Origin of the sequence: Tardiphaga sp. vice304 (assembly GCF_007018905.1) — a bacterium.
Classification (GTDB): Bacteria; Pseudomonadota; Alphaproteobacteria; order Rhizobiales; family Xanthobacteraceae; genus Tardiphaga.
This window is the reverse complement of sequence record NZ_CP041402.1, coordinates 809,899-835,341: the sequence shown is the minus strand read 5'-3', so window position 1 is coordinate 835,341 and position 25,443 is coordinate 809,899. Positions and strand designations below refer to the sequence as shown.

27 protein-coding genes are annotated in these 25,443 nt (G+C 61.3%); 12 read left to right on the top strand and 15 right to left on the bottom strand.

From position 1 onward, the window contains the following. Nucleotides 1–2 precede the first annotated feature (2 nt). The gene (locus FNL56_RS03950) at nt 3–443 is read left to right on the top strand and encodes an EamA family transporter (RefSeq protein ID WP_143571686.1); all 441 of its coding nucleotides are present in this window, start codon (nt 3–5) and stop codon (nt 441–443) included. Here FNL56_RS03950 and FNL56_RS03945 read toward each other — a convergent pair whose 3' ends face one another. Further along, complete coding sequence (locus tag FNL56_RS03945; RefSeq protein WP_143571685.1) at nt 444–1,343, bottom strand: EamA family transporter; 900 nt, start codon at nt 1,341–1,343, stop codon at nt 444–446. It lies immediately after the preceding gene. Nucleotides 1,344–1,540: 197 nt separating this feature from the next. Between FNL56_RS03945 and FNL56_RS03940 the strand changes: the two genes are divergently transcribed. Then, entirely contained in the window at nt 1,541–2,359 is an 819-nt protein-coding gene (locus FNL56_RS03940; protein ID WP_143581787.1) for an MBL fold metallo-hydrolase, read from the top strand. 10 nt (nt 2,360–2,369) lie between these two features. Here FNL56_RS03940 and FNL56_RS03935 read toward each other — a convergent pair whose 3' ends face one another. The 8 genes from FNL56_RS03935 to FNL56_RS03900 form a co-directional block, all read right to left on the bottom strand. Further along, a complete protein-coding gene (locus tag FNL56_RS03935) occupies nt 2,370–2,621 on the bottom strand; it encodes a hypothetical protein (protein ID WP_143571683.1) in 252 nt (83 codons plus the stop codon). A gap of 59 nt (nt 2,622–2,680) precedes the next feature. Continuing rightward, nucleotides 2,681–3,589, bottom strand: coding sequence for a response regulator (locus tag FNL56_RS03930; RefSeq protein ID WP_143577514.1), 909 nt, complete (start codon nt 3,587–3,589; stop codon nt 2,681–2,683). A 129-nt stretch (nt 3,590–3,718) separates the two neighbouring features. Further along, nucleotides 3,719–4,432 carry a response regulator gene (locus tag FNL56_RS03925; protein WP_143571681.1) on the bottom strand — a complete coding sequence of 238 codons (714 nt, stop codon included), beginning with the start codon at nt 4,430–4,432 and terminating at the stop codon, nt 3,719–3,721. Continuing rightward, nucleotides 4,429–6,336 carry a PAS domain S-box protein gene (locus FNL56_RS03920; protein WP_246660965.1) on the bottom strand — a complete coding sequence of 636 codons (1,908 nt, stop codon included), beginning with the start codon at nt 6,334–6,336 and terminating at the stop codon, nt 4,429–4,431. Before FNL56_RS03920 ends, FNL56_RS03925 begins: the two co-directional genes overlap by 4 nt. Further along, nucleotides 6,329–6,976: a LuxR C-terminal-related transcriptional regulator gene (locus FNL56_RS03915; RefSeq protein ID WP_143571679.1), complete on the bottom strand. Its 648-nt coding sequence runs from the start codon at nt 6,974–6,976 to the stop codon at nt 6,329–6,331. Before FNL56_RS03915 ends, FNL56_RS03920 begins: the two co-directional genes overlap by 8 nt. Next, the gene (locus tag FNL56_RS03910) at nt 6,973–7,389 is read right to left on the bottom strand and encodes a response regulator (protein ID WP_168202851.1); all 417 of its coding nucleotides are present in this window, start codon (nt 7,387–7,389) and stop codon (nt 6,973–6,975) included. Before FNL56_RS03910 ends, FNL56_RS03915 begins: the two co-directional genes overlap by 4 nt. 595 nt (nt 7,390–7,984) lie before the next feature. Then, the gene (ubiG, locus tag FNL56_RS03905; protein ID WP_143571677.1) at nt 7,985–8,743 is read right to left on the bottom strand and encodes a bifunctional 2-polyprenyl-6-hydroxyphenol methylase/3-demethylubiquinol 3-O-methyltransferase UbiG; all 759 of its coding nucleotides are present in this window, start codon (nt 8,741–8,743) and stop codon (nt 7,985–7,987) included. 14 nt (nt 8,744–8,757) lie between these two features. Continuing rightward, a complete protein-coding gene (locus tag FNL56_RS03900; RefSeq protein WP_143571676.1) occupies nt 8,758–9,225 on the bottom strand; it encodes a PH domain-containing protein in 468 nt (155 codons plus the stop codon). Between the two features lie 156 nt (nt 9,226–9,381). Here FNL56_RS03900 and FNL56_RS03895 point away from each other — a divergent pair, with 156 nt between their 5' ends. After that, the gene (locus tag FNL56_RS03895) at nt 9,382–10,635 is read left to right on the top strand and encodes an aspartate kinase (RefSeq protein WP_143571675.1); all 1,254 of its coding nucleotides are present in this window, start codon (nt 9,382–9,384) and stop codon (nt 10,633–10,635) included. Nucleotides 10,636–11,011: 376 nt separating this feature from the next. On the opposite strand, the gene FNL56_RS03890 is transcribed toward FNL56_RS03895, so the two are convergent. Together FNL56_RS03890 and FNL56_RS03885 are read right to left on the bottom strand one after the other, a co-directional pair. After that, entirely contained in the window at nt 11,012–11,848 is an 837-nt protein-coding gene (locus tag FNL56_RS03890) for a hypothetical protein (protein WP_143577512.1), read from the bottom strand. A gap of 24 nt (nt 11,849–11,872) precedes the next feature. Further along, nucleotides 11,873–12,154, bottom strand: coding sequence for a hypothetical protein (locus FNL56_RS03885; RefSeq protein WP_143581786.1), 282 nt, complete (start codon nt 12,152–12,154; stop codon nt 11,873–11,875). A 311-nt stretch (nt 12,155–12,465) separates the two neighbouring features. On the opposite strand from FNL56_RS03885, the gene FNL56_RS03880 reads away from it, so the two are divergent. Continuing rightward, on the top strand, nt 12,466–12,699 hold the full coding sequence (locus FNL56_RS03880) for a DUF6894 family protein (protein ID WP_143577510.1): 234 nt from the start codon (nt 12,466–12,468) through the stop codon (nt 12,697–12,699). 1 nt (nt 12,700) lies between these two features. Here the strand turns inward: FNL56_RS03880 and FNL56_RS27925 are convergent, their stop codons facing one another. Beyond that, nucleotides 12,701–13,051, bottom strand: coding sequence for a hypothetical protein (locus FNL56_RS27925; RefSeq protein ID WP_210245460.1), 351 nt, complete (start codon nt 13,049–13,051; stop codon nt 12,701–12,703). Here FNL56_RS27925 and FNL56_RS27565 point away from each other — a divergent pair. The 5 genes from FNL56_RS27565 to FNL56_RS03855 all read left to right on the top strand — a co-directional run bounded on the left by FNL56_RS27565 (nt 13,044) and on the right by FNL56_RS03855 (nt 16,272). Next, entirely contained in the window at nt 13,044–13,226 is a 183-nt protein-coding gene (locus FNL56_RS27565) for a hypothetical protein (RefSeq protein ID WP_168204622.1), read from the top strand. The genes FNL56_RS27925 and FNL56_RS27565 overlap by 8 nt on opposite strands. A 532-nt stretch (nt 13,227–13,758) precedes the next feature. Beyond that, nucleotides 13,759–14,025 (top strand): helix-turn-helix transcriptional regulator, encoded by a 267-nt coding sequence (locus FNL56_RS03870; RefSeq protein WP_143577509.1) that lies wholly within the window; start codon nt 13,759–13,761, stop codon nt 14,023–14,025. Between the two features lie 69 nt (nt 14,026–14,094). Further along, entirely contained in the window at nt 14,095–14,961 is an 867-nt protein-coding gene (locus FNL56_RS28710) for a bifunctional DNA primase/polymerase (protein ID WP_143581785.1), read from the top strand. After that, nucleotides 14,882–15,220 (top strand): PriCT-2 domain-containing protein, encoded by a 339-nt coding sequence (locus tag FNL56_RS28705; RefSeq protein ID WP_368039346.1) that lies wholly within the window; start codon nt 14,882–14,884, stop codon nt 15,218–15,220. Before FNL56_RS28710 ends, FNL56_RS28705 begins: the two co-directional genes overlap by 80 nt. After that, nucleotides 15,217–16,272, top strand: coding sequence for an AAA family ATPase (locus FNL56_RS03855; RefSeq protein ID WP_143581783.1), 1,056 nt, complete (start codon nt 15,217–15,219; stop codon nt 16,270–16,272). Before FNL56_RS28705 ends, FNL56_RS03855 begins: the two co-directional genes overlap by 4 nt. Nucleotides 16,273–17,381: 1,109 nt before the next feature. On the opposite strand, the gene FNL56_RS03850 is transcribed toward FNL56_RS03855, so the two are convergent. From FNL56_RS03850 to FNL56_RS03840, 3 genes are all read right to left on the bottom strand, one after another. After that, complete coding sequence (locus FNL56_RS03850) at nt 17,382–17,696, bottom strand: DUF4148 domain-containing protein (RefSeq protein ID WP_210245459.1); 315 nt, start codon at nt 17,694–17,696, stop codon at nt 17,382–17,384. 355 nt (nt 17,697–18,051) lie between these two features. After that, the gene (locus FNL56_RS03845) at nt 18,052–18,909 is read right to left on the bottom strand and encodes a nucleotide kinase domain-containing protein (protein WP_143577505.1); all 858 of its coding nucleotides are present in this window, start codon (nt 18,907–18,909) and stop codon (nt 18,052–18,054) included. Between the two features lie 100 nt (nt 18,910–19,009). Continuing rightward, complete coding sequence (locus tag FNL56_RS03840; protein WP_168202850.1) at nt 19,010–20,224, bottom strand: tyrosine-type recombinase/integrase; 1,215 nt, start codon at nt 20,222–20,224, stop codon at nt 19,010–19,012. Between the two features lie 611 nt (nt 20,225–20,835). Between FNL56_RS03840 and ptsP the strand changes: the two genes are divergently transcribed. The 3 genes from ptsP (at nt 20,836) to prmC (ending at nt 25,324) form a co-directional block, all read left to right on the top strand. Next, nucleotides 20,836–23,103, top strand: coding sequence for a phosphoenolpyruvate--protein phosphotransferase (ptsP, locus tag FNL56_RS03835; RefSeq protein WP_143571674.1), 2,268 nt, complete (start codon nt 20,836–20,838; stop codon nt 23,101–23,103). 67 nt (nt 23,104–23,170) lie between these two features. Further along, the gene (gene prfA / locus FNL56_RS03830) at nt 23,171–24,253 is read left to right on the top strand and encodes a peptide chain release factor 1 (RefSeq protein WP_143571673.1); all 1,083 of its coding nucleotides are present in this window, start codon (nt 23,171–23,173) and stop codon (nt 24,251–24,253) included. A gap of 180 nt (nt 24,254–24,433) precedes the next feature. Continuing rightward, complete coding sequence (gene prmC / locus FNL56_RS03825) at nt 24,434–25,324, top strand: peptide chain release factor N(5)-glutamine methyltransferase (RefSeq protein ID WP_143571672.1); 891 nt, start codon at nt 24,434–24,436, stop codon at nt 25,322–25,324. Nucleotides 25,325–25,443 lie beyond the last annotated feature (119 nt).

The window sequence follows — 25,443 nt, the reverse complement described above, 5'->3', positions numbered from 1 at the left end:
AAGTGGGCGCTGACACCGCGTGGTCGTGGCAGTTCTGGGCGCTGCTGTCCGCAGTGTTCGCGGCGCTGACCGCGATCTTTGCCAAGATCGGCGTCTCCGACATCGACTCCGATCTCGCCACCTTCATCCGCACCATCGTGGTCCTGACCAGCCTTGCGGCGATCCTGTTCGCTACCGGAAAATTTACTGGAGCGGGCCCCATCTCGACCAGGACCTGGATTTTTCTGGTGCTGTCGGGCCTCGGCACCGGCGCGTCCTGGCTGTGCTACTTTCGCGCCCTGAAACTCGGGCCGGCCTCGCTGGTCGCACCGATCGACAAGCTCAGCGTCGTGTTCGTCGCGCTGTTCGCCATAACGTTTCTCGGTGAACGGCCATCGCTGAACGGCTGGCTCGGGATCGCGCTGATCGCGGCAGGCGCCGTGCTGATCGCCTTCAAGGCCTGATCATACCGCCACCAGCAGTGCCACGCCGACCACGATCAGCGCAATGCCTGACAATTCCCGCGCTGAGAGCGGCTGTTTGAACGAATAATACGCCACGGCTTGCGCAAACAGCACCTCGACCAGCGCAAGCGTGCGGACATTGGCGGCGGCGGTCAGCGCGAAGGCGAGGAACCAGAATTGCGAGGCCGCGGCCCCCATGAAGCCGGCCAGCAGCGACGGCTTCCACAGCCGCAAGATATCCTGCAGCACTTTTGGCGCACGCATGACCAGATAGATCGTCAGCACCAAGGTCTGCACGAACAGGCCCCACACCAGCGTATAGGACGCCGCCGTCACGAACGACACGTCGGGCACCGCGAGGATGGCACCGCGAAAGCCGACTGCCGAGAACGCAAACGCCGCGGCCGCGACCAGGCCGAGCACCGTCGGGCGCCAACTGCCGATGTCGCGCACGGCACCGGGCCGCAGCGCCGTGACTACCACGCCGACGGTCGCGATCAGGATCGCGACCACCTTCAGCGCCGTCAGGTGATCGCCAAGAAAGATAAAGCCGAAGATCGCGGTCTGGATCGCTTCGGTCTTCAGATACGCCGTCGTCACCACGAAGGAACGGTCGTTCATCGCCGCCAGCATCAGGCCGGTGGCAAGGATCTGGCTGAGCGCGCCGAGCAGCAGCCACGGCCAGAACGCCGGAGTCGGCCACGGAACCCGGTCGCCGGTGGCGACGATGACCACCCCGAAAAACACGATCGAGAACGGGAAGCCGAACAGGAAGCGGATATTGGTCGCGCCCCAGGTGCCGAGCGGACCGGTCAGCGAGCGCTGCATGGCATTGCGTGCCACCTGCCCTATGGCGGCGAGAATGGTGAAGGGAATCCAGAGCGCGGCCGTGCTGAACATGAAATGGATTTCTGATCGAGGGAACGCGCGGCACCGTGACGGCCAAGGCCGCCCGGGTCAACATCGCGGGCGGCATGGCGGCATGCCCCCCGCGGCGGCGTGCCGCGTTTCTGCGCGGCCTCTGCCCATGATTGTCGCTAGGCCAAGGCCGGCGCTTGGAGCTAGGCTACAGCCTCCATCGATCGGAGGCCGCCCGGATGTTGCGATCCCTGCTTGCTGTCGTTGCGCTGCTAGGAGTGTGGGTCTCGCCGGCCGCAGCCCAACAGGCCGGACGCGGAAGCGAGTGTCTGGCGATGGCCAGCGCGCCGCCACGCGCGATTCCCGTCAGCCTGCGGCGCACCGCCGCACGGGCCGAGGAAGTCTCGATCACCTATGCCGGTCACTCGACCTACTACATCGACACACCGGGTGGCGTGACCATCGCCACCGACTACAACGGCGTCTACCGGCTCGACCGGGTGCCCGACGCCGTGACCATGAACCGCGCCCACAGCACGCATTACACGCTGTATCCCGATCCGGCGATCAAGCACGTTCTGCACGGCTGGACCGACAGCGGCCAGCCAGCCCAGATCCACCAGCGCGTCGGCGACGTGCTGATCCGCAACGTCACCACCGACACAAGGCGCTATTACAGCGACGACGGCAATGCCGGCATGGTCAAGGACGGCAATTCGATCTTCATCTTCGAGGTCGCCGGCCTGTGCATCGGCCATCTCGGCCATTTGCACCACAAACTCGACGAGAGCCATTTCGCGCAGATCGGCCGGCTCGACATCGTGATGGTGCCGATCGACGGCAGCTACACGATGTCGCTCGACGGCATCTCCGAGATTACCAAACGGCTGCGCGCCTCGGTGGTGCTGCCGATGCACCGCTTCGCCACGCCGCTCAGCGATTTCATGAAGCGGATCGGCCGGGACTTTGCGATCGACCAGCGTAACGCGCGAACGCTGCGGATGTCGCTCGGCGCGCTACCCAACGCGCCGACGGTGATTATTCTGGACGGCGTCTAAAGCCGTTGATCTAGTGCCCCTTCGGCGGCGCTGCGAGGTTGATCGGCTTGATCGTCAACGCGATGGGAATTATCACCGCGCCGACGATGGCGAGCGAGAAGACCACGCCGATATAGGCCAGCAAGTCGATCTGGCGCTGGATGGTCCAGCCGATCCAGCCGATCGCGCGACTGGCGGCATCTGCCGGGCTTGAGCCGTGATTGATGAAGTACTGCGTCACATGGTCCAGCATATGCTGGTAGGGCGTGATGTTTGTTCCCATACCGCCTTCCCGGCCTGATCCCTAAGCTGCGGGCAGAGGATAAGTCCTTTCCCACAACCTTAGTAAATGTTTCGGGCGTCGAGCTCAAAGCCACAGAAATTCTGCAGCATTCCGAACAGCTCCTGACAGTCGAGCGATTTTTGCATGATGGCGGCCGCGCCGGCCCGACCACAGATTTCGCGGCGTAGACCCTGCTTGATCACTTCCCCCAGATGCCGCCCGCTGACCACGATCACCGGGACGTTGCAGGTGGCGGGTGTTGTGCGCAACCGGATCAGGAGATGCTGCGCATCGCCATTTGGCATGAAGTAGTCGGAAACAATGACCGTCGGATCCTCGCGGCAGGCCATGCGATACCCCTGCGTCGCATCGCTGGCGCAAACCGTCTCGACGCCGTATTTCTTGAGGCGGCTGGCCAGGAATGCCCTGACATCCTGATCGTCATCGATCAGCAGCACGCGCGGGCGCGTCCTGATCTTGGCAGCCGCGGGGTGCGACCCGCAATGCTGGATCTTCGACGCCAGAGCCGGGTAGATCTCCGCGAGCGCGCCTTCGAGTTCACGCCAGAACGTGGGACCCTTATGGGCATAGAACGCGCCAAAGCCTTCGCAGCGCTCGATTACCTCGAAGTCGCGACTTCCCGTCACCACCACCACATGGAGCGGTTTGCGAGTCGGGTCCAGCAGATGGGCGCATACCGAGAACCCGTCGACCTCCGGCATGCTGACGTCGACCAGGAGAATATCCGGCTTCGACCGGGACGCCTTGAGCATCGCCTGCATGCCATTGGTCGCGGTCTCGACGTCGAAACCCATCCGGGTACAGCGATCCGCCAGCGCCCTCACGACGGTCGGGTCATCATCGGCGATCAGCATTTTCGGCGCGGTACTGGGCAAATCGAGTTCGTCCAGCTCCACGGAGTTTCCAACCACGTCATCGCCTTCGGTGCTCAAAACCAATTGCGCCATAGTGCCCTCCTGTCGACCGCAGATTTTCGTTCGTGCCTTGTTTGGCAGTAGCGAGCGAACCGCAATCCCGTCATCTATGAAAACAAGGACTAACTAACGTCCCGCTAAGGAACGCTTCGGTAGCAATACCTAGATGGTTCTGCTTTCGGCATGCGCTAACTGCCCACGTAGCTCGGCTTGATGTTCGGTAATGTCCAGCAGGGCGTCGATGGCACGTACGATCGCATCGCCCGTGCCGGCCTGATCGGCGATGATCGCATCCTCGAGGGCGGCCGCTGCGTTGCTGATCGGTATATATCCGTAGATTCCGCTGGCGCCCGCCAGATTGTGCGCTAGATACCGCAGGCTTACCATCATATCGCTGGATGTATCCCCCGAGCGCAAATCGTCGCGCAGCTCCACCAAACGCCGGGCGTCACGATCGAGCCGCAGCAAGAACCCGTCCCGCAACTCCTTGAGCGGATCATCTGGTGGCGCGATGTAGTCACGCACCGTAACTGCCAAGGTCATTGGATCGAATGGCTTGGGCACCACGCCGATGGCACCAAGCGCCCGGAATTGATCGAGCTCGCGGGTCTGGGCGCGCGCCGTCATGAAGATCACCGGGATTCTGTTCGTCGCCGGATTTTCCCGCAGTCGCTCCAGCGTAGCGGGCCCGTCCATCGCCGGCATCATCACATCCATCAGGATGACGTCCGGCAGCCACTCCGTCGCCAACACCAGGGCCTCCGCCCCAGAGCCACAACTGCGAATAACGAAGTCAGGATCTATTCCAAGCGAGATTTCCACCACCTCGCGAATGTCGGGTTCGTCGTCGACATGGAGGATGCGAATCTGTGTCATACGGGCACCAGCGGAAAGCCTGCGGGCAGCAATGTGAGGCGATCGCTAACCGAGATCAGCAGATCCGACAGCGTCGTCCCCGGCATCTGAATCGCGACATCAACCTGATCGCCGCAAACCATTTCGCCGCTCAACGCCGAGAATAGAATGACGGGAATCCAATGGCCGAGGTCGTCGGTGAGCTCCGGCAGCAGATCGAGGCCGCTACTCCCGCGCAGTTCGGTATCGAGGATGGCGAGATCGATCCGGTCGGTGGCGATGATGTGCCGCGCACTTTCGATCGTGTCCGCCGATATTACATCGGCGATCGGGTGCAGCGTATGCATGACCATGGAAAGGATGTCATGATCGTCATCCAAGTGGAGGATGCGCGGCCGTTCACGGGTTTGCGGTGCAGTGAGGACCCGCAGCAACTGGATCAGCCGCGAAAAATCGATCGGCTTGCCTAACCAGTAGAGCACGTTGAGCCGGGACGACCTGACATCGCCGCGGCCGTGCTCGGTATCCTCCGACAGAACCAGGATAGGCGTGTTGCGATGGCTCGGAATCTCACGCATCCGGAGAATGAGATCAATGCCGTCGCCTCCGCGCAGACGCAGATCGACAAGCACCACCGCATACTTCGTCGCAGCGGAACGCGTCATCGCCATGTCCACCGTGTGGGCGAAATCCACGGCAAAGCCAGCGGCACCGAGACGCAATCGCACAGTGCGCGCCACCGCCCGGTCGTCGTCGCACAGCAGAATTCGCGGCGCCGCGGCGTCGTAGAGCAAATCGATTTCACCACCGGCGCTGTCGTCCCAGATCGGCAGGTCGACCCAGAACTCGGTGCCTCCGCCCGCGGCGTCAATGAATCCGACCTCGCCGCCGAGGCGCAACACGATCTGCTTGACGATGCTGAGACCGAGGCCGGTACCGCCCTTGTCCTTCGAAATAGTTCCGTCAGCCTGCGCAAATTTGCCAAAAATATGAGGGCTGAAGCTTTCCGGAACGCCGCTACCGTAATCGCGAACCGCGATCCGAACCATCGCAGCATAGCTGCGGACGCTGACAATGACATCGCCGGAGGACGGCGAGAATTTGGCGGCATTCGACAGCAGATTGGTGATGACCTGGCAAAGCCGGTCCGGATCGACGTTGAGTTCGCAATCGATCGAGGCCGGATCGAGTTGAATGCCTACTCCATATCCGAGCGCGAAGCCGCGATTATCCTCGATCGCCTGCTCAACGATGGATTTCGCCGATACCCTGACGCTGTTGAACACCACCCGGCCCGACTCGATTTTCTCGATATCGAGGATATCGTTAATCAGCCGCACCAGGCGCTGACTGTTCTTGTGGGCGATAGACAACAGTCGCGCGGCTGATTCCGGCAGCTTGCCAGACCATTGCCCTGCCAGCAGGCCAAGCGAACCGGCGATTGAGGTCAGCGGCGTGCGCAGTTCGTGGCTCACCGTCGAGACGAACTCCTCCTTCAGGCGCTCAATCTGCTTGCGCTGGCTGATATCGACGATCACGCCCAGCACCAGCAGATGCTCGCCAGCACGGATGGGATTCAGCCCGACTTCGACGGGGAACTCGGTACCATCTTTTCGCAGTCCGAACAGGTCGCGTCCCGCGCCCATTCTCCGCGTCTCCGGCTCGCCGGCGCCGGGCCGGTGCGTGAACGAGGCCCTGTGCAGCGCATGCTGCGCCTGCAACCGCCTCGGCACCAGTATATCCACGCGTTGCCCGATCAGCTCCTCGCGCTTGTAGCCAAACTGTTGTTCGATCTCGGAATTGGCCATGACAATCTCGCCATCGCTGTCCACCATGATCATGCCATTGGGGCAGGCCTCGACCGCCAGTCGGAACATCTCTTCGGCAAGGCTGCGCTCGCCGATGTAGCCCCGCAGACTATTCATCACAGAGCTTTCCGGCCAGGAGGGGCGGCAGTGCCGGGATTTCCAGCGGGGCGGCCCGGACGAGTTGCACGGTATTCCTGACGCTGAGCTTGCGCATAATTTTGGCACGGTGGGATTCGAACGTGCGCGGACTCATCTTAAGGGTGATGGCGCCCGCCTTGTTCGACGACCCACCGGCGATCAGCGCCAGCACCTCCCGCTCACGCGCGGTCAGACGTTTTCTTGGCAATACCGTGGCGTCAGTAGCGACACTTTCGCTTATGGTACGCTTTAACCAGTTGATGACGTCACAACCTCGCGCCACTGTCATTTCTAGGTCGTCAGCCCCCTCGAAGCGATCGCGGATCCGATCCATGATGGTGAAAACGCGAGTGATTTCGCGCAAGGCGCTCTCCAGCATCTCGTTCGCATGGGCTGGGATATCGCGAGGTTCACTCTCGAAGCTGCGCTTCAATTCCTGCACATATAGCATCAGCGCCGTGAGAGGCTCGGTGATCTCGTGAGAAATGGCAGCGCCAATTTCGTTGGCAGCAATGCGCCGCGCATCATCGGTTCTGGCGGAGGGTGCGCTCAGTTCTTGAGCGGTCTTCTCGCTGCCCAGTTGCAAATCTGGCTCCAATTCGATCTGGCACTCCGTCATGTCCGGTATTCCGCTTCAGGGGCAGGAGTCGGCTGAACCGGCGAATGTCCGGCAAGGCTCTCGCGGATAGCATGGCTCAACTGGTTGGGGCTGAAGGGCTTGAGGATTCCATATGTCGCGCCGCGTTGTATCGAGAGTTGAAGAAAGTCCATGCTTGGATTGCGGCTCGGGCGCAGCCGGAATCCGGTCATCGCGACGATCGGAATGCTAGGTAGCAATTGCCTGATCATCTGAATCGCATCGAGGCCACCCATGCCCGGGATGAAGATATCAACGATGGCGATATCGAAACTGGACTGCTTGAGAGCGTGAAGGCCCGCATGCGCGCGTGACGCTGTCACCACCTCGATTCCCTGCGTCGCCAGGATTGCCTGCAACGCAGCGCAGACACTTGCGTCGTCGTCCAGCAACAAAGCGCGCATTCCGACAGGGCGTTCGACCACATCACGGACGCATGGCGTCAACAGCTCACACGACCTTCTCATTTTTCAGTCCTTCGAGGCCCCGTTCGGGCGCATCATTCGAGGAAATTATCCATCAAGCAGATACGCTACTGACTGAGCGGCACCGCGCTCGTGGGCGCCGCAAAACCTACGCACTAAAGATGCTTCTTTGTTTTCTTGCTTGGATTACCGCGACTCTGGAAAGCTCCAGTGGACTCTCAAGGTACGAACAGTTTGTACGCTTGTCGCTACCCGCGAGTTAACCTGCAGGAGTGTAGAAATACGGGCGCGAAATGGTATCATCGGCCGCGAAGGCCGGCGTACGGATCTGCCGCGGATTCATGTACCTTTTGCGGGCGATCGGCCGATTCGCTCAGAACCTTCGGCTACCTCCGATGGTCGGCAGACCGAAATGGGCACGTTTCACCGTTCGGGCGGAAAGCCTTTGCGCGATGCGCTTGGCTCAAGGCTTGGCAGACGCACACGAAGACAGAAAAACTACCCACGCGACTCCCGTCTGATCCGCGCCTTCGGCGCAAACAAACCTGACGAATGATGCGCCGACTCAAATGCCTTCCGCGACCACCATGTAGTTGACGTCCATGTCGGGCGACAGGCCCCAGCGATCGGCGAGCGGATTGTAGGTCACGCCGCTCTGTTCGGTGATCGCCAGCTTGTTGCGCGCCAGGTACTGCGTGAGCTCCGCGGGGGTGACGAACTTGTCCCACTGGTGCGTGCCGCGCGGCAGCCAGCGCAGCACGTATTCGGCGGCGAGGATGCCGAGCGCAAAGCTCTTCCAGTTGCGGTTCAGGGTGGAGACCACCATCAGCCCGCCGGGCTTCAGCAGCAGCGCGCAACGATTCAGGAAGGCGCCGACATCGACGACATGCTCGACGACTTCCATCGCCAGCACGATGTCGAAGCGCTCAAGCGGATCCAGTTCCTCCACGGTGGTGCAGCGATAGTCGATAGAGAGCTGCGCGCGCTCGGCATGCAGTTTCGCGACCGCAATGTTGGTAGCGGAGGGATCGACCCCGATCACCTCGGCGCCGAGCCGGGCAAACGGTTCGCACAAAAGGCCGGCGCCGCAGCCGATATCCAGCATGCGCAGCCCGGCCAGGCTGTTCAGGCTTTTGACGTTACGCTCGAACTTGCGGCAGGCGGCATCGCGGATGTAGCTCAGCCGCAACGGGTTGATCTTGTGCAAGGGCGCCATCTTGCCCTTGGGGTCCCACCATTCGTCCGACAGCCTTGAAAACTTCGCGATTTCAGCGGCATCGACGGAGGAGGCGGAAGCGTCCTGGGGATTGGTTGTGGTGGTCATGGTCGGACCGTGTCCTATCGGGCGGTAATATTGCTGCGAAATGCGAGAGGTGACGCGATGGTCTCGATCTTCTGCTCGTCGTCGCCCATGTTTTCGATGATGACGTCGCCGTAGTTCAGAATACGTCCCATGATGCTCTGATCGACGCTGACGCTGGCGACCTTGTCGACGCTGATTTCGAAGGTCTTTCGGGTAATAAAGCCGGTCTTGTGCACGACCCGCAGATTGGTCACGTCGGTCTCGGTCGTCCAGCGCAGGAACCAGGCCCTCGCCGACCAGTATAATGCCGCAAGGGCCAGCACAGCGGCGCTGGCGAGGTAAAACAGGATCAGGTTTTCCTCCAGCGTGGTGCGCGACAGCACCAGCAGGGTGCAGGCGACGATCCAGGCCAGAATCGCTTTCCAATACACGACCCAGTGCAAATTGCTGGAATACAGCAGCTTTTCGCCGGGCTGCAGGATATCGTCGATATAGCGCCCCATGGCCGTCCTGAATGTCTGATCTCGGTACGTATCGCCGCTTTTGGGAACCGGGATGACTTGCCCCGGCCCGCGCCGCTCGGTATACGCGCCTTCTCGCTTGCGCGCACTCGTGCGCGGTATCTTTACCCACTGTCGCCAGGGAATGCACCACTCGTCATGGGCCGTCTCGTTATGAAATTCGGCGGTACGTCCGTCGCCAACATCGACCGCATCCGTAACGTCGCGCTGCACGTCAAACGCGAGGTCGACGCCGGCCATGACGTCGCCGTGGTGGTCTCCGCCATGTCCGGCAAGACCAACGAGCTGGTCGCCTGGGCGACCGACGCCTCGCCGCTGCACGACGCCCGCGAATACGACGCCATCGTCGCCTCCGGCGAGCAGGTGACCTCCGGCCTACTGGCGATCGCGCTGCAGGCGGTCGGCATCCAGGCGCGCTCCTGGCAGGGCTGGCAAATCCCGATCAAGACCTCGGACGCCCACGCCTCGGCGCGCATCCTGGAGATCGACGGCAGCGAGCTCATCTCGCGCTTCCAAGACCGCAAGGAAGTCGCCGTGATCGCCGGCTTCCAGGGCATCAACGCCGAGACCGGCCGCATCACCACGCTAGGCCGCGGCGGTTCCGACACCTCGGCGGTGGCAATCGCGGTGGCGATCAAGGCCGACCGCTGCGACATCTACACCGACGTCGACGGCGTCTACACCACCGATCCGCGCGTGGTGCCGAAGGCGCAGCGGCTCAACAAGGTGGCGTTCGAGGAAATGCTGGAACTGGCGTCGCAGGGCGCCAAGGTGCTGCAGGTCCGCTCCGTCGAGGTCGGCATGGTGCACAACATGCCGATATTCGTCCGTTCAAGTTTCGACAAACCCGAAGACATCGACCCGCACGGCACGCCGCCGGGCACGCTGATCTGCAGCGAGGAGGAAATCATGGAAAGCCACGTCGTCACAGGCATCGCGTTCTCGAAGGACGAGGCCCAGATTTCGGTCCGACAGATCGACGACAAGCCGGGAGTCGCCGCCTCGATCTTCGTGCCGCTGGCCGAGGCCAACATCAACGTCGACATGATCGTGCAGAACGTCTCCGAGGACGGCAAGACCACCGACCTCACCTTCACGGTGCCGGCCTCCGACTATGCCCGCGCCAAGGAGACCATCACCTCGGCCCAGGCCACAATCGGCTACAAGCGGCTCGACACCGCCACCGACGTTGCCAAGGTCTCGGTGATCGGTTCCGGCATGCGCAGCCACGCCGGCGTCGCCGCGGAGGCCTTTGCGGCGTTGTCCGAGCGCAAGATCAACATCCGGGCGATCACCACGTCCGAAATCAAGTTCTCGGTGCTGATCGACGCCGCCTACACCGAACTGGCGGTCCGCACGCTGCACACGCTGTACGGGCTGGACAAGGCGTAAAGACCGGCACGTCTCCAGAAGGTCGTTATGCCCGGCCTTGTGCCGGGCATCCGGGCCAAAAAGCCTAGCAAAACGTGACTTTTAGCGAACTTTCGCATGGGGCTACCACTGGGGGCGTGCCCTGTGATTCCACGTCAGGTGCTGCAAGAGGGCCCCGCAAGAGCGGGGCTTTCAAGCGCCTAGATGCCGGCCGCGCCGAGGGGAGTTGATCGGCCGCCGGCTCTCGGGAGTTATTTGTGGCGACCACCCGAGTGCGCCAATAAGTGCGAGCCGCGCCGGGGCAACAAAACCCGACCGCCCGCGCTCGCGGGTGAAAGGAGAATAACACCCACGAGGTGGAGCCCATGGCGCGAAGACCAACCCGCGCCCTGGGAAGCTATGCCGCCGACAGCTTCCTTTCGGCGCGGACAACCTCGACACCGAGTATCGCGCCAGGAGGAGCGTTCCGTCGGCGCGGAATGTCAGTGTTTTCCATCGATAGCGCTTCGCAGATGAGTTGCTCCTCCTCGCGCTCCTGTGCCAGCGCGCGAGCCTCGATGTCGAGCAGCGCCAGCTCGCGCTCTGCCAGAGACATATACAACCTGTCGGCCTCGGCGGGCTGACTGAGCCGCTCTTCGATGTCGAGGTGCAGCCTCGCCTTCATGGTGTCTGGATCGAGCCACGCTAGAAGGGCCACCGCATCGGCGGCGTAGCCCTCCAAGCGGAACTTGATCGACAGTGCTCCCGGGTCGAGCCTGACTTCCGGTCGTCCCTTCGCGCGCAACGCTTCCACGTAGGCATCCGCAGCCTCGAACAAGTCCGCGTCTGGCAGGCGCGCGTGCTGAACGCTTGCCTTTGAGGACCTGAAGTCGGCCACGTTGCGGCGTATGCGGTCGACTGCCTCGATGTAGGTTTCGCCGTCGTATCGCTCGTAGCTTCTTGGCGGCACGTCGCGGAGATCGTAACCGGAACCGAGCTGCATCAACCACGTGCTGATCGCTGTGGTGACGTGTGTCAGGTCGATTTGCCGAGACTGTAGTTGCCCAAGGCGAGCGCGCTGGCGGGCCAGCTCGGGCTCCATGTCGGACGCAGAAGCGGGGTTATTGCGGACCTGATCTTCCATTCCCTTGATGCGACGCTGCACGCTTACGGCGCTGGTCTGCGCTGTCTCGACCTCGTCCAGCATCGCAGCGAATTTGGCATTGGCTATTGGGGGTAGCGTTGTTCTGGTCATGTCTCTCTCCTTTGGTTGTTGGGATTAGATCTGACGCCACGCCTCAGACGTGCGTCGGTCGTAGTTGTCGTAGACATCCAGCGCGTCGGGAACGCTCGCTTGCGGGGGTACTGATGGATCACGCCAAGCGTCGGACAGTTTCGCATTGAACGCGTCGATGCGAGCGGAGCGCGCGTCCAGCTCGGCGTCAGACAACTGGTCCGACGACAGCGTTGCGCCGGCATTGTCCATCAACTGCGTCTTGGTTCGCATCGTGAAGCCGGGGCGTAACACCCCCGCATCGAAAGCCTTGGTCTCGTCGACCAAACGACCATCTGTAGTCCGGTGATAACTGTGAGCTGACATGGCGTGGTCCTTTCTTGCATCTTGCCGGCCACGGCAGCCTACCGCGCCGGACAAGCTAAAGCTAGGAATATAAGCCGTCTTTGGCCTCTGGGGGTAGCACCCGTCCGGGGTTGTGGGCTCTGAGCAGGTAGCGACTCAATCCGCTGGTCGGCCGGAACGAGGCACTCGGTGCTGTACGGGTTGCCCGCGCTATCGCGATGCTTTGCTTGGTCGCCGGCCGTGCCGACAGCGACAGCCGAGCAAGCTATAGCTGGCCTTAAAGGACAGCAAAAATGCCGATGTATTTCTTTGACCTAACTGACGACGCTAAGGACAACCATGCCAACGACATGGGCGTCGAGCTTGCTGCGGACGAAGTGCCGGACGAGGCTGTTGCCTTCCTCGCGACTGTCGCTCGCGATCGCTTGCCCGGCGGGTGCGACCGAGCGTTTCACGTCAGCGTCCGCGATGCAAGCGGTGGCGTTGTATTCGAAGCACAACTAACGCTGAAATCCGGCTGGTTGTAGTTCAGTCCGTTGTCGGCAAAGGCGGGTAGCTCGGACCATCGTTTTCGCCAAGTTCTTCGTTGTCCCAATTCTCGTCCAACTTTGTCGCAATGGCTTCGGCCCTTAGCTCCAGCAGCGATGGAGGCACCGGCAGACCGCGATCGCGCAGTTGCTGGGCCGCTTCCTCGGGCGTCATGATCTTGTCGGTAGTGTCCTTCACGTTCAATTGCATCGGCAACACGCGTTCGAGCAACCGCGTAAACAGAGCGCGTTCCTTAACGGCAAGCATTTTCAGATAGCCGACCATGCCGTCCTTGCCCCTGCCGTCTGCGCCGCAAAGCTCCGCCGCAGTGAGGATAGCTTCCTTGAGCATCAACGTCGTCTTGTTGCGCTTGCCGCGAGGGCGACCTGCGTTCGGCGGCTTCGGTGCACCCTTGATGAACTTCCCGTTTTTGCGCGGCGTTGTCGCGGTCGAGGCGAATGGGACGACTGTCGATTTCGATTTGGTCATGGCACGCTCCGATTTTTGGGTTGGCCACGAAGTGTAGTTGTCGGGATTCGCGCCGACAAAGATGTGACGTCGCGCTTGGCCAATAAATTGGCACCCCGCGTCGCGCGAATGCCCCGATTTGCCGTCATTTGCACGCTATTATACTGGTCGTCAGCGATCCTTTTTTGGGTCCAGCGTGCCGCGCGTGCCGGCCCTGCTGCGCCTGCTAAGCCTGCGGCGCGTGTATTGGGCATATAGGCTGCTAAACCTGCCACTACAGGATGGTGTGAGGCCGCAAGGCAGCACAGGTGTCCACTACCACTCCGTTGCAAACACACACACTCTATTCACCTGCTAGGGCAGCTATCGCCGCTGGTAGCAGGCGTAGCAGGTTTGCAGAGCCCTCGTGTAGGGCGCTCACACTTCGATGACCGAAGCAATGGGCTGCCAAGCCAATTATTTATTAGCCCCCGATTGCAACCCCAAGCGGCCCAGCGTACATTACTGGCAATGTCAACTAGCAGGGTCTACTGGCAGCGCGGATCACGCACGGCGCATCAGCTTTGCACCTTGGTCCTGTTCGGAACAACGTGAGCGACAGCTCGCGACATCTGTTCGTGCAGGAGGTTCAAGTGCCGCAGTCGAATCAGCAGTTATTGCCAGCCATCCCGCCCTCGCCGCTGCTCAGCGCTGAAGAGGTCGCGGTCATGCTTCGCTGTCACAAGGTCACTTTGTGGCGATGGCTGAAGACGATCCCGGATTTTCCCCAGCCAATTCGCAAAAGCCCAGGGCGCATAGCGTTCTACCAGCAAGAGGTCATCGACTATATCGCGTCGCGACCCCGCGTCTCGTGCTGAGCAGAAAATCTGCCCGACCGCGGTGTGCAGCCGCAGGTCGGGCCGTTGCTGACAAGAAGGGCACTACGAATGCCAACCCGCTGCAACCCCCACATAATAAGCTCACCGCTCTGCTCAAGCAATGATGCTGAGAGCGCGGAACTGCGCCTATCTACTAGCGACGCTGCGCAGCTCTATGCCGCAACGCAAAGATTTTATTGCTTCCCGCTCAGGACCGGTACACGTCGCGGACACTTGTCCAAGAAGAATAGGCACGTGCAGCTGAACTGGGGAGCGTCGAACGATCCGCGAGTTCTGAAATATTACTTTGAGGATCGCTTCAAGGACGCCGAGCTAGGAATTGCGACAGGCGAACTATCCGGCATTTTCGTCTTGGACGTCGACGTGCCCAAAGCCGGCAAGCCCGGTAAAGATGGTCCAACCTCTTTGGCCGTCTTGGTTAGTGAGTACGGGCCGCTGTCACTCACGTTGACAGCGCGGACACCGAGCGGTGGCTTGCACTATTTCTTCCAACATCCCGGCTTTTTAGTGAAGAATAGCGTCGGCATGCTTGGCGCGATAAACCGCCTATCGTCTGGACTCGACATACGCGGCGACGGCGGCATGGTCGTAGCAGCGCCAAGCAAAGGCCGAGTTTGGATCGACTATTCGTGCCCCATTGCACGAGCGCCAGACTATCTGCTTGACTGGTTGCGGAAACGTCCTAGCACATCGAGCCCTCGCATTGGTCGAGTGCCCCACAATTCGTCGATACCACCTCCAATCGTTATTGCAACGAACCCGGAGCTCCGCGAGGCTCTGCTCGGATGCCGGTCGAGGCGTCAGCTCGGAAGAAACAGATACCAACAAGCTCGGTATTCGAATAGCTCTCCTAGTCATTCCGCCCGACATGGTTTCGTACGATGCGTGGTGGAAGATCGGATGTGCCATATTTAATGAAATTGGAAACAACGGCTTTGGCCTGTTTGATAATTGGAGCGCTCGAGACAAAACCACTTGTCGTAGTGAGCGCGGCGGAGCTGATGAGCCAAGATACAGCCGAGACAAGTGTAGAGATAAGTGGGAGCAAATTGCATCGTCTCGTCCCACGTCGGGAAAACGAGCGATGGCCGGCACTATCTTCGACATTGCAGATCAATTTAGCGACGACCGAAGCTATCCTAGCTGGCGTATTACTTATGAGCGAGAAACATGAGCGTATCGAGATCAAAGTCACCCCCTAAAACTGACGAAGAGCTTTCCGTCTCTATCAATCAGGATCGGCGCGAACGACATGAAAGTAAGCCATCGTTCAGCAACCTGACTTGGTCCGTCTCCACCATTCAGCATAAAGTGTTTGACCCGCTTCGATGGATTGCGCCGGATATCCTTCCGGAGGGGCTAACGATGCTGGTTGGGAAGCCTAAGGCCGGTAAAAGTTTTATGGCGCTTGATCTGGCGGTGGCGGTATCGAGCGGCGGGCAGTTTCTTGGCAGAATATGTGAGCAAGGAGATGTACTTGGGCTTTTCCTGGAGGACAACGAGCGCCGGATTCAGCGGCGCTTGACAAGCATGATCGGCGCCCGGATGTCCGACTGGCCTCCGCGCCTAATATGCGCAACCGAATGGCCTAAGCTCGCAGAAGGTGGCCTCGACGAAATTCGCAAGTGGTGCCAGTCTGTCGAGAAACCGAGACTTGTTATTGTCGATATCTTGGAGATGGTCCGATCGCATGCAGGCAAGACGAGCACGCAATATACGTCTGACTATGAGGCTTTAAAGGAGCTTCAAAAGCTCGCTGGCGACATGAAAATCTCAATTCTTGTCCTTCACCATCAAAGGAAGGCGGCGGCCGATAACTTGTTAGACACAATCAGTGGGACCGGCGGCTTAGGCGGCGGCTCGGATGCAGTCATTATCCTAGGTGAAGATGGGGCCGGTCATTTCCTTTGGGGCAAGGGCAGAGAAATCGATAGCTTTCGGATTATTGTAAAGATGGAAAACTTCCGTTGGCGCGACCTCGGAGAGAAGCCTGAGAGCAAGGGGTCGGGTCAGCGCCTTCGCATCATCGCGCTCCTCGCATCGTCGGTTCGTCCTATGAAGGTGTCGGAAATCACCGCAGCGTTGCCGGACCAACAGGCCGTGAACATCAAGAATTTGCTGCCTGACATGTACAGGGACGGCGAAATCGCATCGCCAGCACGCGGCGTCTATGCCAGTTTACAATGGAAGCCAGAGCCACTAGGGACGAACCGGGCTATGCTCTGAGCGATCGTGTCAAAGGTCGAAATGCAAACAGTTTAGACCGTGGATGCACCACAACTCCGCGTTGGCAGATTGCGGCGAATGTCGCATTTCGCCGTCAAAGGCGGGACCCGACCCGTCTGACCGGGTCCCTAACAAAACCGGAACAGTCTGAGAAAGCCACTCGGTTATGCTACGATAATGTAGTTACGATTTTCGAGCTGTCTGCTCTTTTGCGGACACAACTCGCTGATCCATGTCAATTGTATAGTAGCAGCATTATTGCGACGTCGTTCCCTTCGCCAACTCTGCAGTAAGTAAACGGACTAGCATGGCACGTCGTACCGGGTCTCTCTCAATATCAGGATCGTTGAGGAGAAGGCGATAATTCCTGATATTTTCCGAGTTGATGAACCGTTCCATTGAACCTCCGACAGGGGTAATGGGCTGATGCAGCGCGCTACTTGGCACGAAGCTTTCGACAGTCCGATTGGCTTCCGCTCATAGCGGCAAGCTGAGCTACGAACTGATGCCGCTCGGTTACGTTCCGAACTGAGCATCCAACGGTGTTGCCTTTTTGCATCGGTTTAGCGACCCAGCAGGCCGCGCCGGGCCGTTTTGGCCACACGGGTACGGGCAAACCCGGCTAGGCTCTCTGGCGGGTCGCGCAGCCGCCTCCCTGCGACCGTTTTGCGGCCCCGTGGGATCAGCAAACCGCCTGGCGGCCGCTGCCGGCAATTAGGCCGGTGCCAAATGCCAGCTGCCGCCTAGCGCTCCCCAGCCCGTGCGCATTCCTTAACCTCCGCTCACACTGTCAATTTTCGGCTCCTGCTACGGACTATAAACCTACGTCGCGCCAAGACCGGCGCTGCACAGGAGTTGCCGCAGTGGAAAAATTTGGGGATGCCCAATGGGCTCGCGAACTCGCTAAGCTGTTTGCCGCTTATCAGCGCGCCTGCGATGCGCGAAACACTCGGTTGATGGCAAGGATCAAGCGGGCAATCGATTCCGCAAGGCGGAGAAAGCGCCTATAACTGTTGCTGGAGCAAAAATGCCCCCCCGGCCACGCACCAAAAAGGCCGCCCTTGGGGGCGGCCTTTCGTTTTGGGCATAAAGCAGAAGATGTGTCCTCGTTACCAGCCGCGACCGCCGCCGAAGCTGAAGCCGATGCTTGGGCCGTCGCCGCCATAGCCGCGGCGCTCGTAACCCCGGTCATAGTCGCGACCCATGTAACCCCGATCATAGCCGCCGCCATATCCGTAACCGCGCTGCACGTAGCGCGGGCCACGGGTGCGATAACAGCGGCCGTATTCGTCGCACACCAGCCGTACCTGTTCGGTGCTGATGCCAGTGTCGTTGCCCACGGAGGCGGGGCTGAGTGGCGCCGCAAACGCCGCCGTGGTCAGCAAACTGGTCGCCGCGGCGATCGATAAAATAAGCTTTTTCATTAGTCTCTCCATTAAAAAAGTAGTTGGTAACTGCTTAGCGCCAACCCCGATGCCGACCGCGGGTCCAGCCGTAATGGTGTCCGCGTCCGCGACCCCAGCCGTAGTGGTGGCCACGTCCGCCGCGGCCCATTCCGAAATGGCCACCATGTCCATGGCCGCCCCGCACTTGGATCACGTCGCTCGAGGCGATCGAAGAATGTGTTAGCTGGCCGACAGGCATCGCCGATGCAGGTAACATCAAACCCAGTCCAATTAACCCAGCGGCAGCGACTGCGATGATTGCCCGCTTCATGTGATCTCTCCAAACTGCGAAAGTGCGTATGACAAGCCATGGCCGGCTGCAATGTTCCGCTGCTTACTCTATTTTTTCTTGCGCCGCTTTTGTAGGGACAAACCGACGTTTTGGCTTGCCTTCACCTGATCGGCCTCGAAGGAATTTGTCGATCTCGCAGAGGCAATTTTGCAGGTCCTGGCAATGCAGGTCAGCAAGACCAATACGTTCGAGCTCGGGTCTGATGGACGCCTCGAACCGGCGGAAGGCTGTCTGCCAAGCCGACTCCGTCCATGGGGAGTCAACCGTGCGGCCCATGATGCGGTTCAGTCCGCGACGACTGCCAGGGCCGCTGATCACAAACGAAATCCAATCTGGTGCTAAGCGCAACGGCCCGACGTACTTCAAGTCGGCAATCACCTGCGCCGCCATGAATGCGCCAACGCCGTTGAAGTCCATTAGGCGAGCGCAATAGGACGCAAGCGAGATGCCGGGTCGCGGAGACATGTGCTCACGAGCTTGCCACAAGCGGTGTAGAATATTATCGGCGAGATAGTCGACCTTTGGCTTGCTGCTGCCGCCGTTGGGAATGACATAAGCCGGGCCAAATGCCTTTTCGCCGCGTTGCATCCGCGCCGTGAGCACCGTCTTGAAATGGTCGCGATCCCAAGTTTCTGGAAATCCGAGTTCGTGGAGTGTGGCCGGCCAATTGATGAACCGTGCAACAGCCATTGCAAACCAGAGATTTGGGTTGTCTGCATGTGGTGCGCGCCAGTTTGCGGCGATGTAACGCGTCACCGCGTCATCTTCCCGACGCACATTACAAAACCTAAAGCTATTGAGTATGGGATCTTTTGTCCAAGGTTGGACGTCTCCCGCTTCACGCCGCTTGCGAATGGCTTCACGCTCGGTAATCCAGTAGATGGCCGTTTCGATCTGCATTTTGGGCGCTCCTGCTTGAGGGAGCTATCCAATTATCAGACAAAATTCGTCAATGTGGCCTGCGCACACCAACTTTTAGAAGCTTTATTGGATTTGCTCGTCAGGCGCTCACAATGGTCCGCAGTGCCACCGCCCAGAGTGCGAAGCCCTTCCGCTTCTCGTCCAAGTACGAGTATTGGTCGTAGATCTGGTGCATGCCGGGCTGCGCATGGGCGATCATCAGCTCACGAACCCGGTCTGCGATGGGCAGCGCCGACAGGCCAGTGCGCATTGTGCGACGCAGGTCATGTATCACCCACGGGGTGCCTGCCTTGCCCATCGTGGCGGGCAGCATCTTGTCCAGGCGCTCCTTGGCCTTGCTAAAGCCGTTGACCGGCGTTGTGCCGAAGGTCGTCGACCAGACGTGATCACCGCCTGCGAAGCGAGGCAGCACCGCGAGCAGTGCCACGACGTCCTCGGCCAGCGGCACAACGTGCGCCGACTCCATTTTCATGCGTTCGGCAGGTATGGTCCATAGCTTCTTCGCGAGGTCGAACTCTGACCACCGAGCATCACCAACCTCGGACTTTCGCTGGCCGGTTAGCAGCAGCATCTTGAAGAGCGGGCCGTATGGGTACTCGGTGGCTTCTGCCGCAGACCACACAAGCCGAATTTCCTCGTCCGAGAGTACACGCCGCCTGATGGTCTTCTTTCCGATCAGGTCCTCGGCTCGCAGCAGCACTGCCGGGGAGTGCGAGAGACCGTAAATGCTGCGCCGGCCCACAGCCCAGCGGAAAAGTCGCTTGGCGTATCCCAGCAGGTTCCGCGCCTGGCCGGGCGTCTTGGCCGCCTTGGCCATGATAAGCGCCGCGATCTCGTCCTCGGTGATGCTGGTGATCGGCCGCTTGCCCCACGGCTTTACGAACTCACGCCGAACGTCGCTCTCGACCTCGAAGCCCTTACGCTGGCTCTTGAGCACAATGTTGAACCAGTCCTCTGCGACCATCCCGAAGTTGTTCTTCTTGTTTCGAGATTTCTCAGCGCGAGCGGCACGCTCCTGATCGCGCGGGTCATTGCCGAGTTCGATCTGCTCGATCCACTTTCGGGCCTTCTTCCGGGCCTCGATGAGCGACAGCTTGCTGGCGTTGCCGATGCGCCTTCGCGTGGGAATGCGCGAGCCAGGAAAGCGGGTGTAAACGACGAACGTCTTTGCACCCTTGTCGGTGACGCGCACTCCGAAAGCGTGGACGATCTTATCCCAATACTCGACCCGCTTGCCTGCGGGCGCGCTCTTGAGGTTCTGCACAAACTTGTCGGTCAGGGTCCGAGTGGCCATTGCGGGGGCTACCATCCAGGGCTACAGGAATACGGCTATAGCATGCAGTCCTGCGCAGCCTCTTGCAATCGCCCCGGTAGAATTATGAGCCATTCCAAATGGTTAAGGATCGCCTTTTGCAGCCCCGTGCAATGCTCTACAATCGGATGGCACCCTGCCTTGTGCCGGGCATCCACAGCCGCGCGGAACATCGTGAATGGCCGGACGAGCCCGGCCATGACGGGCTTGTCCATCTCCACAAGCTCTCCCTCATCCTGAGGAGCGGTCGTCTTCGACCGCGTCTCGAAGGATGGCGCCAAGCTCCCATGGTTCGAGACGCGCGCCAACGGGCGCGCTCCTCACCATGAGGACGGTGGGTGCGGGCGAATTCCAGTCGCTCTAGACACTCCCCAAACCATACCCGGCGTTTTGCTTGGCAAAGCAAGCTTTAATTCGCTATACGCCCCTTATCGGCGGCCATAGCGACCATGGGCGCCGTCTCAAGAACCCTGATCCGGTCGGGCTTTCACGCCGGTTGCGGTGTGATGGTGAAAATTCTATTGTTTTCTGAGGCTTAGTGCTGGCGCACGAAAATTCCTTCGACGCCGGCCCTGCGGGGAGAGGTTCGGCACATGCGGAGCACGTCGGGTGGCCCCCGCGTCCTGCTGAGACGGCTCCGCGAAACCATGGCGGAGCAGGTCTCCGCCCAGGAGCGGCTCGACAAGATCGTGGTGCTGATCGCTGCCAATATGGTGGCGGAGGTCTGCTCGACCTATGTGCTGCGCGTCGACAATACCCTGGAACTCTACGCCACCGAAGGCTTGAACCGCGACGCCGTGCATCGCACCGTGCTGACCGCCCATGAGGGCCTGGTCGGCCTGGTGTCGTCGGAAGCCACGCCGCTCAACCTGAACGACGCCCAGAGCCATCCGGCATTCTCGTTCCGCCCGGAAACCGGCGAAGAAATTTACCATTCCTTCCTCGGCGTGCCGATCCTGCGCGCCGGCAATACGCTCGGCGTGCTGGTGGTGCAGAACCGCGCCAAGCGCACCTATGTCGAGGAAGAAGTCGAGGCGCTGCAGACTACCGCGATGGTGCTGGCCGAGATGATCGCCTCGGGCGAGTTGTCGGCGCTGGCGCAGCCCGGCGAGGAGCCCGCCGCCCGACATTCGATCCACAAAACCGGCGCGATTCTCTCCGATGGCATCGCGCTCGGCCACGTCGTGCTGCACGAGCCGCGCGTCGTCATCACCAATTACATCGCCGAGGACCTGCCGAAGGAAATCAAGCGGCTCGACACGGCGCTGGCCAAGCTGCGCGCCGATCTCGACCGCATGCTGGAGCGCGGTGACGTCGCCGAGGGCGGCGAGCACCGCGACGTGCTGGAAGCCTACCGGATGTTCGCCAATGACCACGGCTGGTCGCACCGTCTGCACGAAGCCGTCGCCACCGGCCTCACCGCGGAAGCCGCGGTCGAGCGCGTGCAGTCCGACACCCGCGCGCGGATGCTGCGCTCCACCGATCCATATCTGCGCGACCGGCTGCATGATCTCGAAGACCTCGGCCACCGCCTGATGCGGCAGTTGGTCGGCCAGGATCACGCGCCGTCGCGCGACCAGATGCCCGACAACGCCATCCTGATCGCGCGTTCGATGGGACCGGCGGCGCTGCTGGATTATGACCGCAAAAAGCTGCGCGGCCTGGTTCTCGAAGAAGGCACCGCCAATTCGCACGTCTCGATCGTGGCGCGCGCCCTCGGCATTCCCGCGATCGGCGAAGTGGCCAACGCGCCGGGCATCGCCGACCCCGGCGACGCCATTATCGTCGACGGCACCTCGGGCTCGATCTATGTGCGGCCGTCGCAAGAGATCGAAGCCGCCTATGCCGAACGGGTGCGGTTTCGCGCCCGCCGCCAGGCGCAGTATTCCGCGCTGCGCGACCGGCCCTGCGTCACCCGCGACGGCCAGCCGGTCGATCTGATGATCAATGCCGGCCTGATCATCGACCTGCCGCACATCGAAGACACCGGATCGGCCGGCATCGGCCTGTTCCGCACCGAACTGCAATTCATGGTCGGCGAGAGTCTGCCGCGCTCCAGCGACCAGCTGGCGTTGTATCGCGCCGTGCTCGACGCTGCCGGCCCCAAGCCCGTGACCTTCCGCACGCTGGATATCGGCGGCGACAAGGCGCTGCCTTATATGGAGACCATCAGCGAGGAGAACCCGGCACTCGGCTGGCGCGCGATCCGGCTCGGGCTCGATCGCCCCGGACTGCTGCGCGGCCAGATCCGCGCACTGCTGCGCGCCGGCGGCGGCCGCGCGCTGCGCATCATGTTCCCGATGATTTCCGAAGTCGCGGAATTCGACCAGGCCAAGAGCATCATCGAGCGCGAACTGACCTATCTGCGCCAGCATGGCCATTCGCTGCCGGAGCGGATCGACGTCGGCACCATGGTCGAGGTGCCGGCGCTGCTCTACCAGATGGACGAATTGCTGGCGAAGGTCGACTTCGTCTCGGTCGGCTCCAACGACCTGTTCCAGTTCCTGTTCGCGGTCGATCGCGGCAATGCCAAAGTTTCAGAGCGCTTCGACACGCTGTCGGCGCCGATGCTGCGCGCGCTGCGCGAGATCGTGCAGAAGGCCAATGCGGCGAAGAAGCATGCGTCGCTGTGCGGCGAAATGGCATCGACGCCGATCGGCGCGCTGGCGCTGGTTGCATTGGGGTATCGCTCGCTGTCGCTGTCGGCCACGTCGCACGGCCCAGTCAAGGCGCTAATCCTCGAACTCGACGCCGCCCGGGCGGAGGCGATGATGAAGCCGCTGCTCGACGCGCCCTCCGGCAGCGTCTCGATCCGCCAGAAGCTGACGGAATTCGCCGAGGCCGAGGGACTGTCGTTGTAGCGAAGCTCCACTCGCTTGCCGCCGCGCTGCCCTTTCCGCGACTCCGAGACCTGCCCGAGACCTGCTCATGTCCATCCTGCCCGAAGCCAAACTCGACATTCTGCTGGCGCATCATGCCTCGCTCGAATCCCAGTTGCAGAGCCAGATGAGCGGCGAGAATTTCGTCAAGCTGACGCGCGAATTCGCCGAGCTCAACCCGCTGATCGAAGCCGTGAAGACCTATCGCGCCGCCACCCGGGAAGTCGCCGAACTCGACGCGATGATTGCAGATAGCACCACCGACGCCGAGATGCGCGAGATGGCGGAGGCCGAGCGCCCGACGCTGGAAGCGCGCGCGCAGGAATTGGCGCAGGAAATCCGCGTCGCGCTGTTGCCGAAGGACGCGATGGACGAGCGCAACGTGGTGCTGGAAATCCGTGCCGGCACCGGCGGCGACGAGGCGTCGTTGTTCGCCGGCGACCTGTTCCGCATGTATGAACGCTTCGCCGCGCTGCAGGGCTGGAAGGTCGAGGTGGTATCTGAATCCGAAGGCACGATGGGCGGCTACAAGGAAATCATCGTCGAGATCCAGGGCCGCGGCGCGTTCGCCAAGCTGAAATTCGAATCGGGCGTGCACCGCGTGCAGCGCGTGCCGGATACCGAGACCCAGGGCCGCATCCATACGTCGGCGGCGACCGTGGCGGTGCTGCCGGAAGTCGAGGAAGTCGATGTCACGATCCGCGACGAGGATTTGCGCATCGAGACGATGCGCGCGCAGGGCGCCGGCGGCCAGCACGTCAACAAGACCGAATCGGCGATCCGCATCACCCATATCCCGACCGGGCTGCAGGTGATGATGCAGGACAGCCGCTCGCAGCATAAGAACCGGGCGTCGGCGATGAACATTTTGCGCTCGCGCATCTACGATGCCGAGCAGCAGCGCATCGATTCGGTGCGCTCCGCCGAGCGCAAGGAAAAGGTCGGCTCCGGCGACCGCTCTGAACGGATACGGACCTATAATTTCCCGCAGGGCCGCGTCACCGACCACCGCATCAACCTGACGCTCTACAAGCTGCCGCAGGTGATCTCCGGCGAAGCGCTGCACGAACTGACCGAGGCACTGACGACCGAGCATCAGGCCGCGCAGCTCGCGGCACAGGGCAACGCGTGAGCAAGCGAGCGCCTCTCTTTCTTCCTTCCTTCTCCCCTTGTGGGAGAAGGTGGCGCGGACGAAGTCCGCGACGGATGAGGGGGATCGCTGGGCTCGGAGTTTGCGGCGCCCCCTCACCCGTCCGCGCTATCGCGCGGCCACCCTCTCCCACAAGGGGAGAGGGAAGAAAAGGCGGTGCGCGTGGCTGATTCACTCACCGGTCAAAGCGTCGAAAACGCCCGTCGTAAGCTCGCCGCGCAGTTGCGCGCGCATGATGTGGAGTCCGCAGACCTCGACGCTCGGCTGCTGGTCGGTGGCGTACTCAACCTCGATCTCACCGGCCTGATGATCGCTGCCAAGCGCATCCTCATTGAAGAAGAGGCCGCGCATCTTCAAGCCTTTGCCCTTCGCCGCATGTCCGGCGAACCGATTGCGCGCATCCTCGGCGTCAAGGAATTCTGGGGCCTGCCCCTGCAATTGTCCGCCGACACGCTGGTGCCGCGGCCCGATACCGAAACGATCGTCGAGGCCGCGCTCGAGGCGATCGACGCCGACCGGCGACGTGGTGCCCCGCTCCGCATCGCCGATCTCGGCACCGGCTCCGGGGCGATCCTTCTGGCGCTGCTGTCGGAGCTGCCGCAGGCGACTGGCATCGGCACCGATATCAATCTCGCAGCCCTGCTGACGGCGCGCCGCAATGCCGGCCTGCTCGGCTTCGCCGACCGCAGTTCGTTCGTCACCTGCGACTACGCCGCCGCCTTGCAGCCCGGCCTCGATTTGATCGTCTCCAACCCGCCCTATATCCGCTCCGCCGAAATCGACACCCTCGCCACCGAGGTGCGCGACCATGATCCACACCGCGCGCTGGACGGCGGCGCCGACGGGCTCGACGCCTATCGGATCATCGCGCCGCAGGCCGAGGCACTGCTGGCGCCGGACGGGTGGCTAGTGTTCGAGGTCGGACACAACCAAAGCAACGATGTGGAAAGCTTGCTGCAAGCGACCGGATTTCAGCTCAGCGGACCGGCGAAGGCCGATCTGGGAGGTATCCGGCGTGCCGTTTCGGCGCGAAAATCGCGCCAATCCCCCTAAAACGCCAAAAACTGCTTGGAATATCGCCGGGGAGAGACTACCTTCCGAACACAACATCGGCACAGGGTTGGCTATCCCCGCAATTCGTGGTGGACGCCAGAAATTCTCGCTAGAGAGCC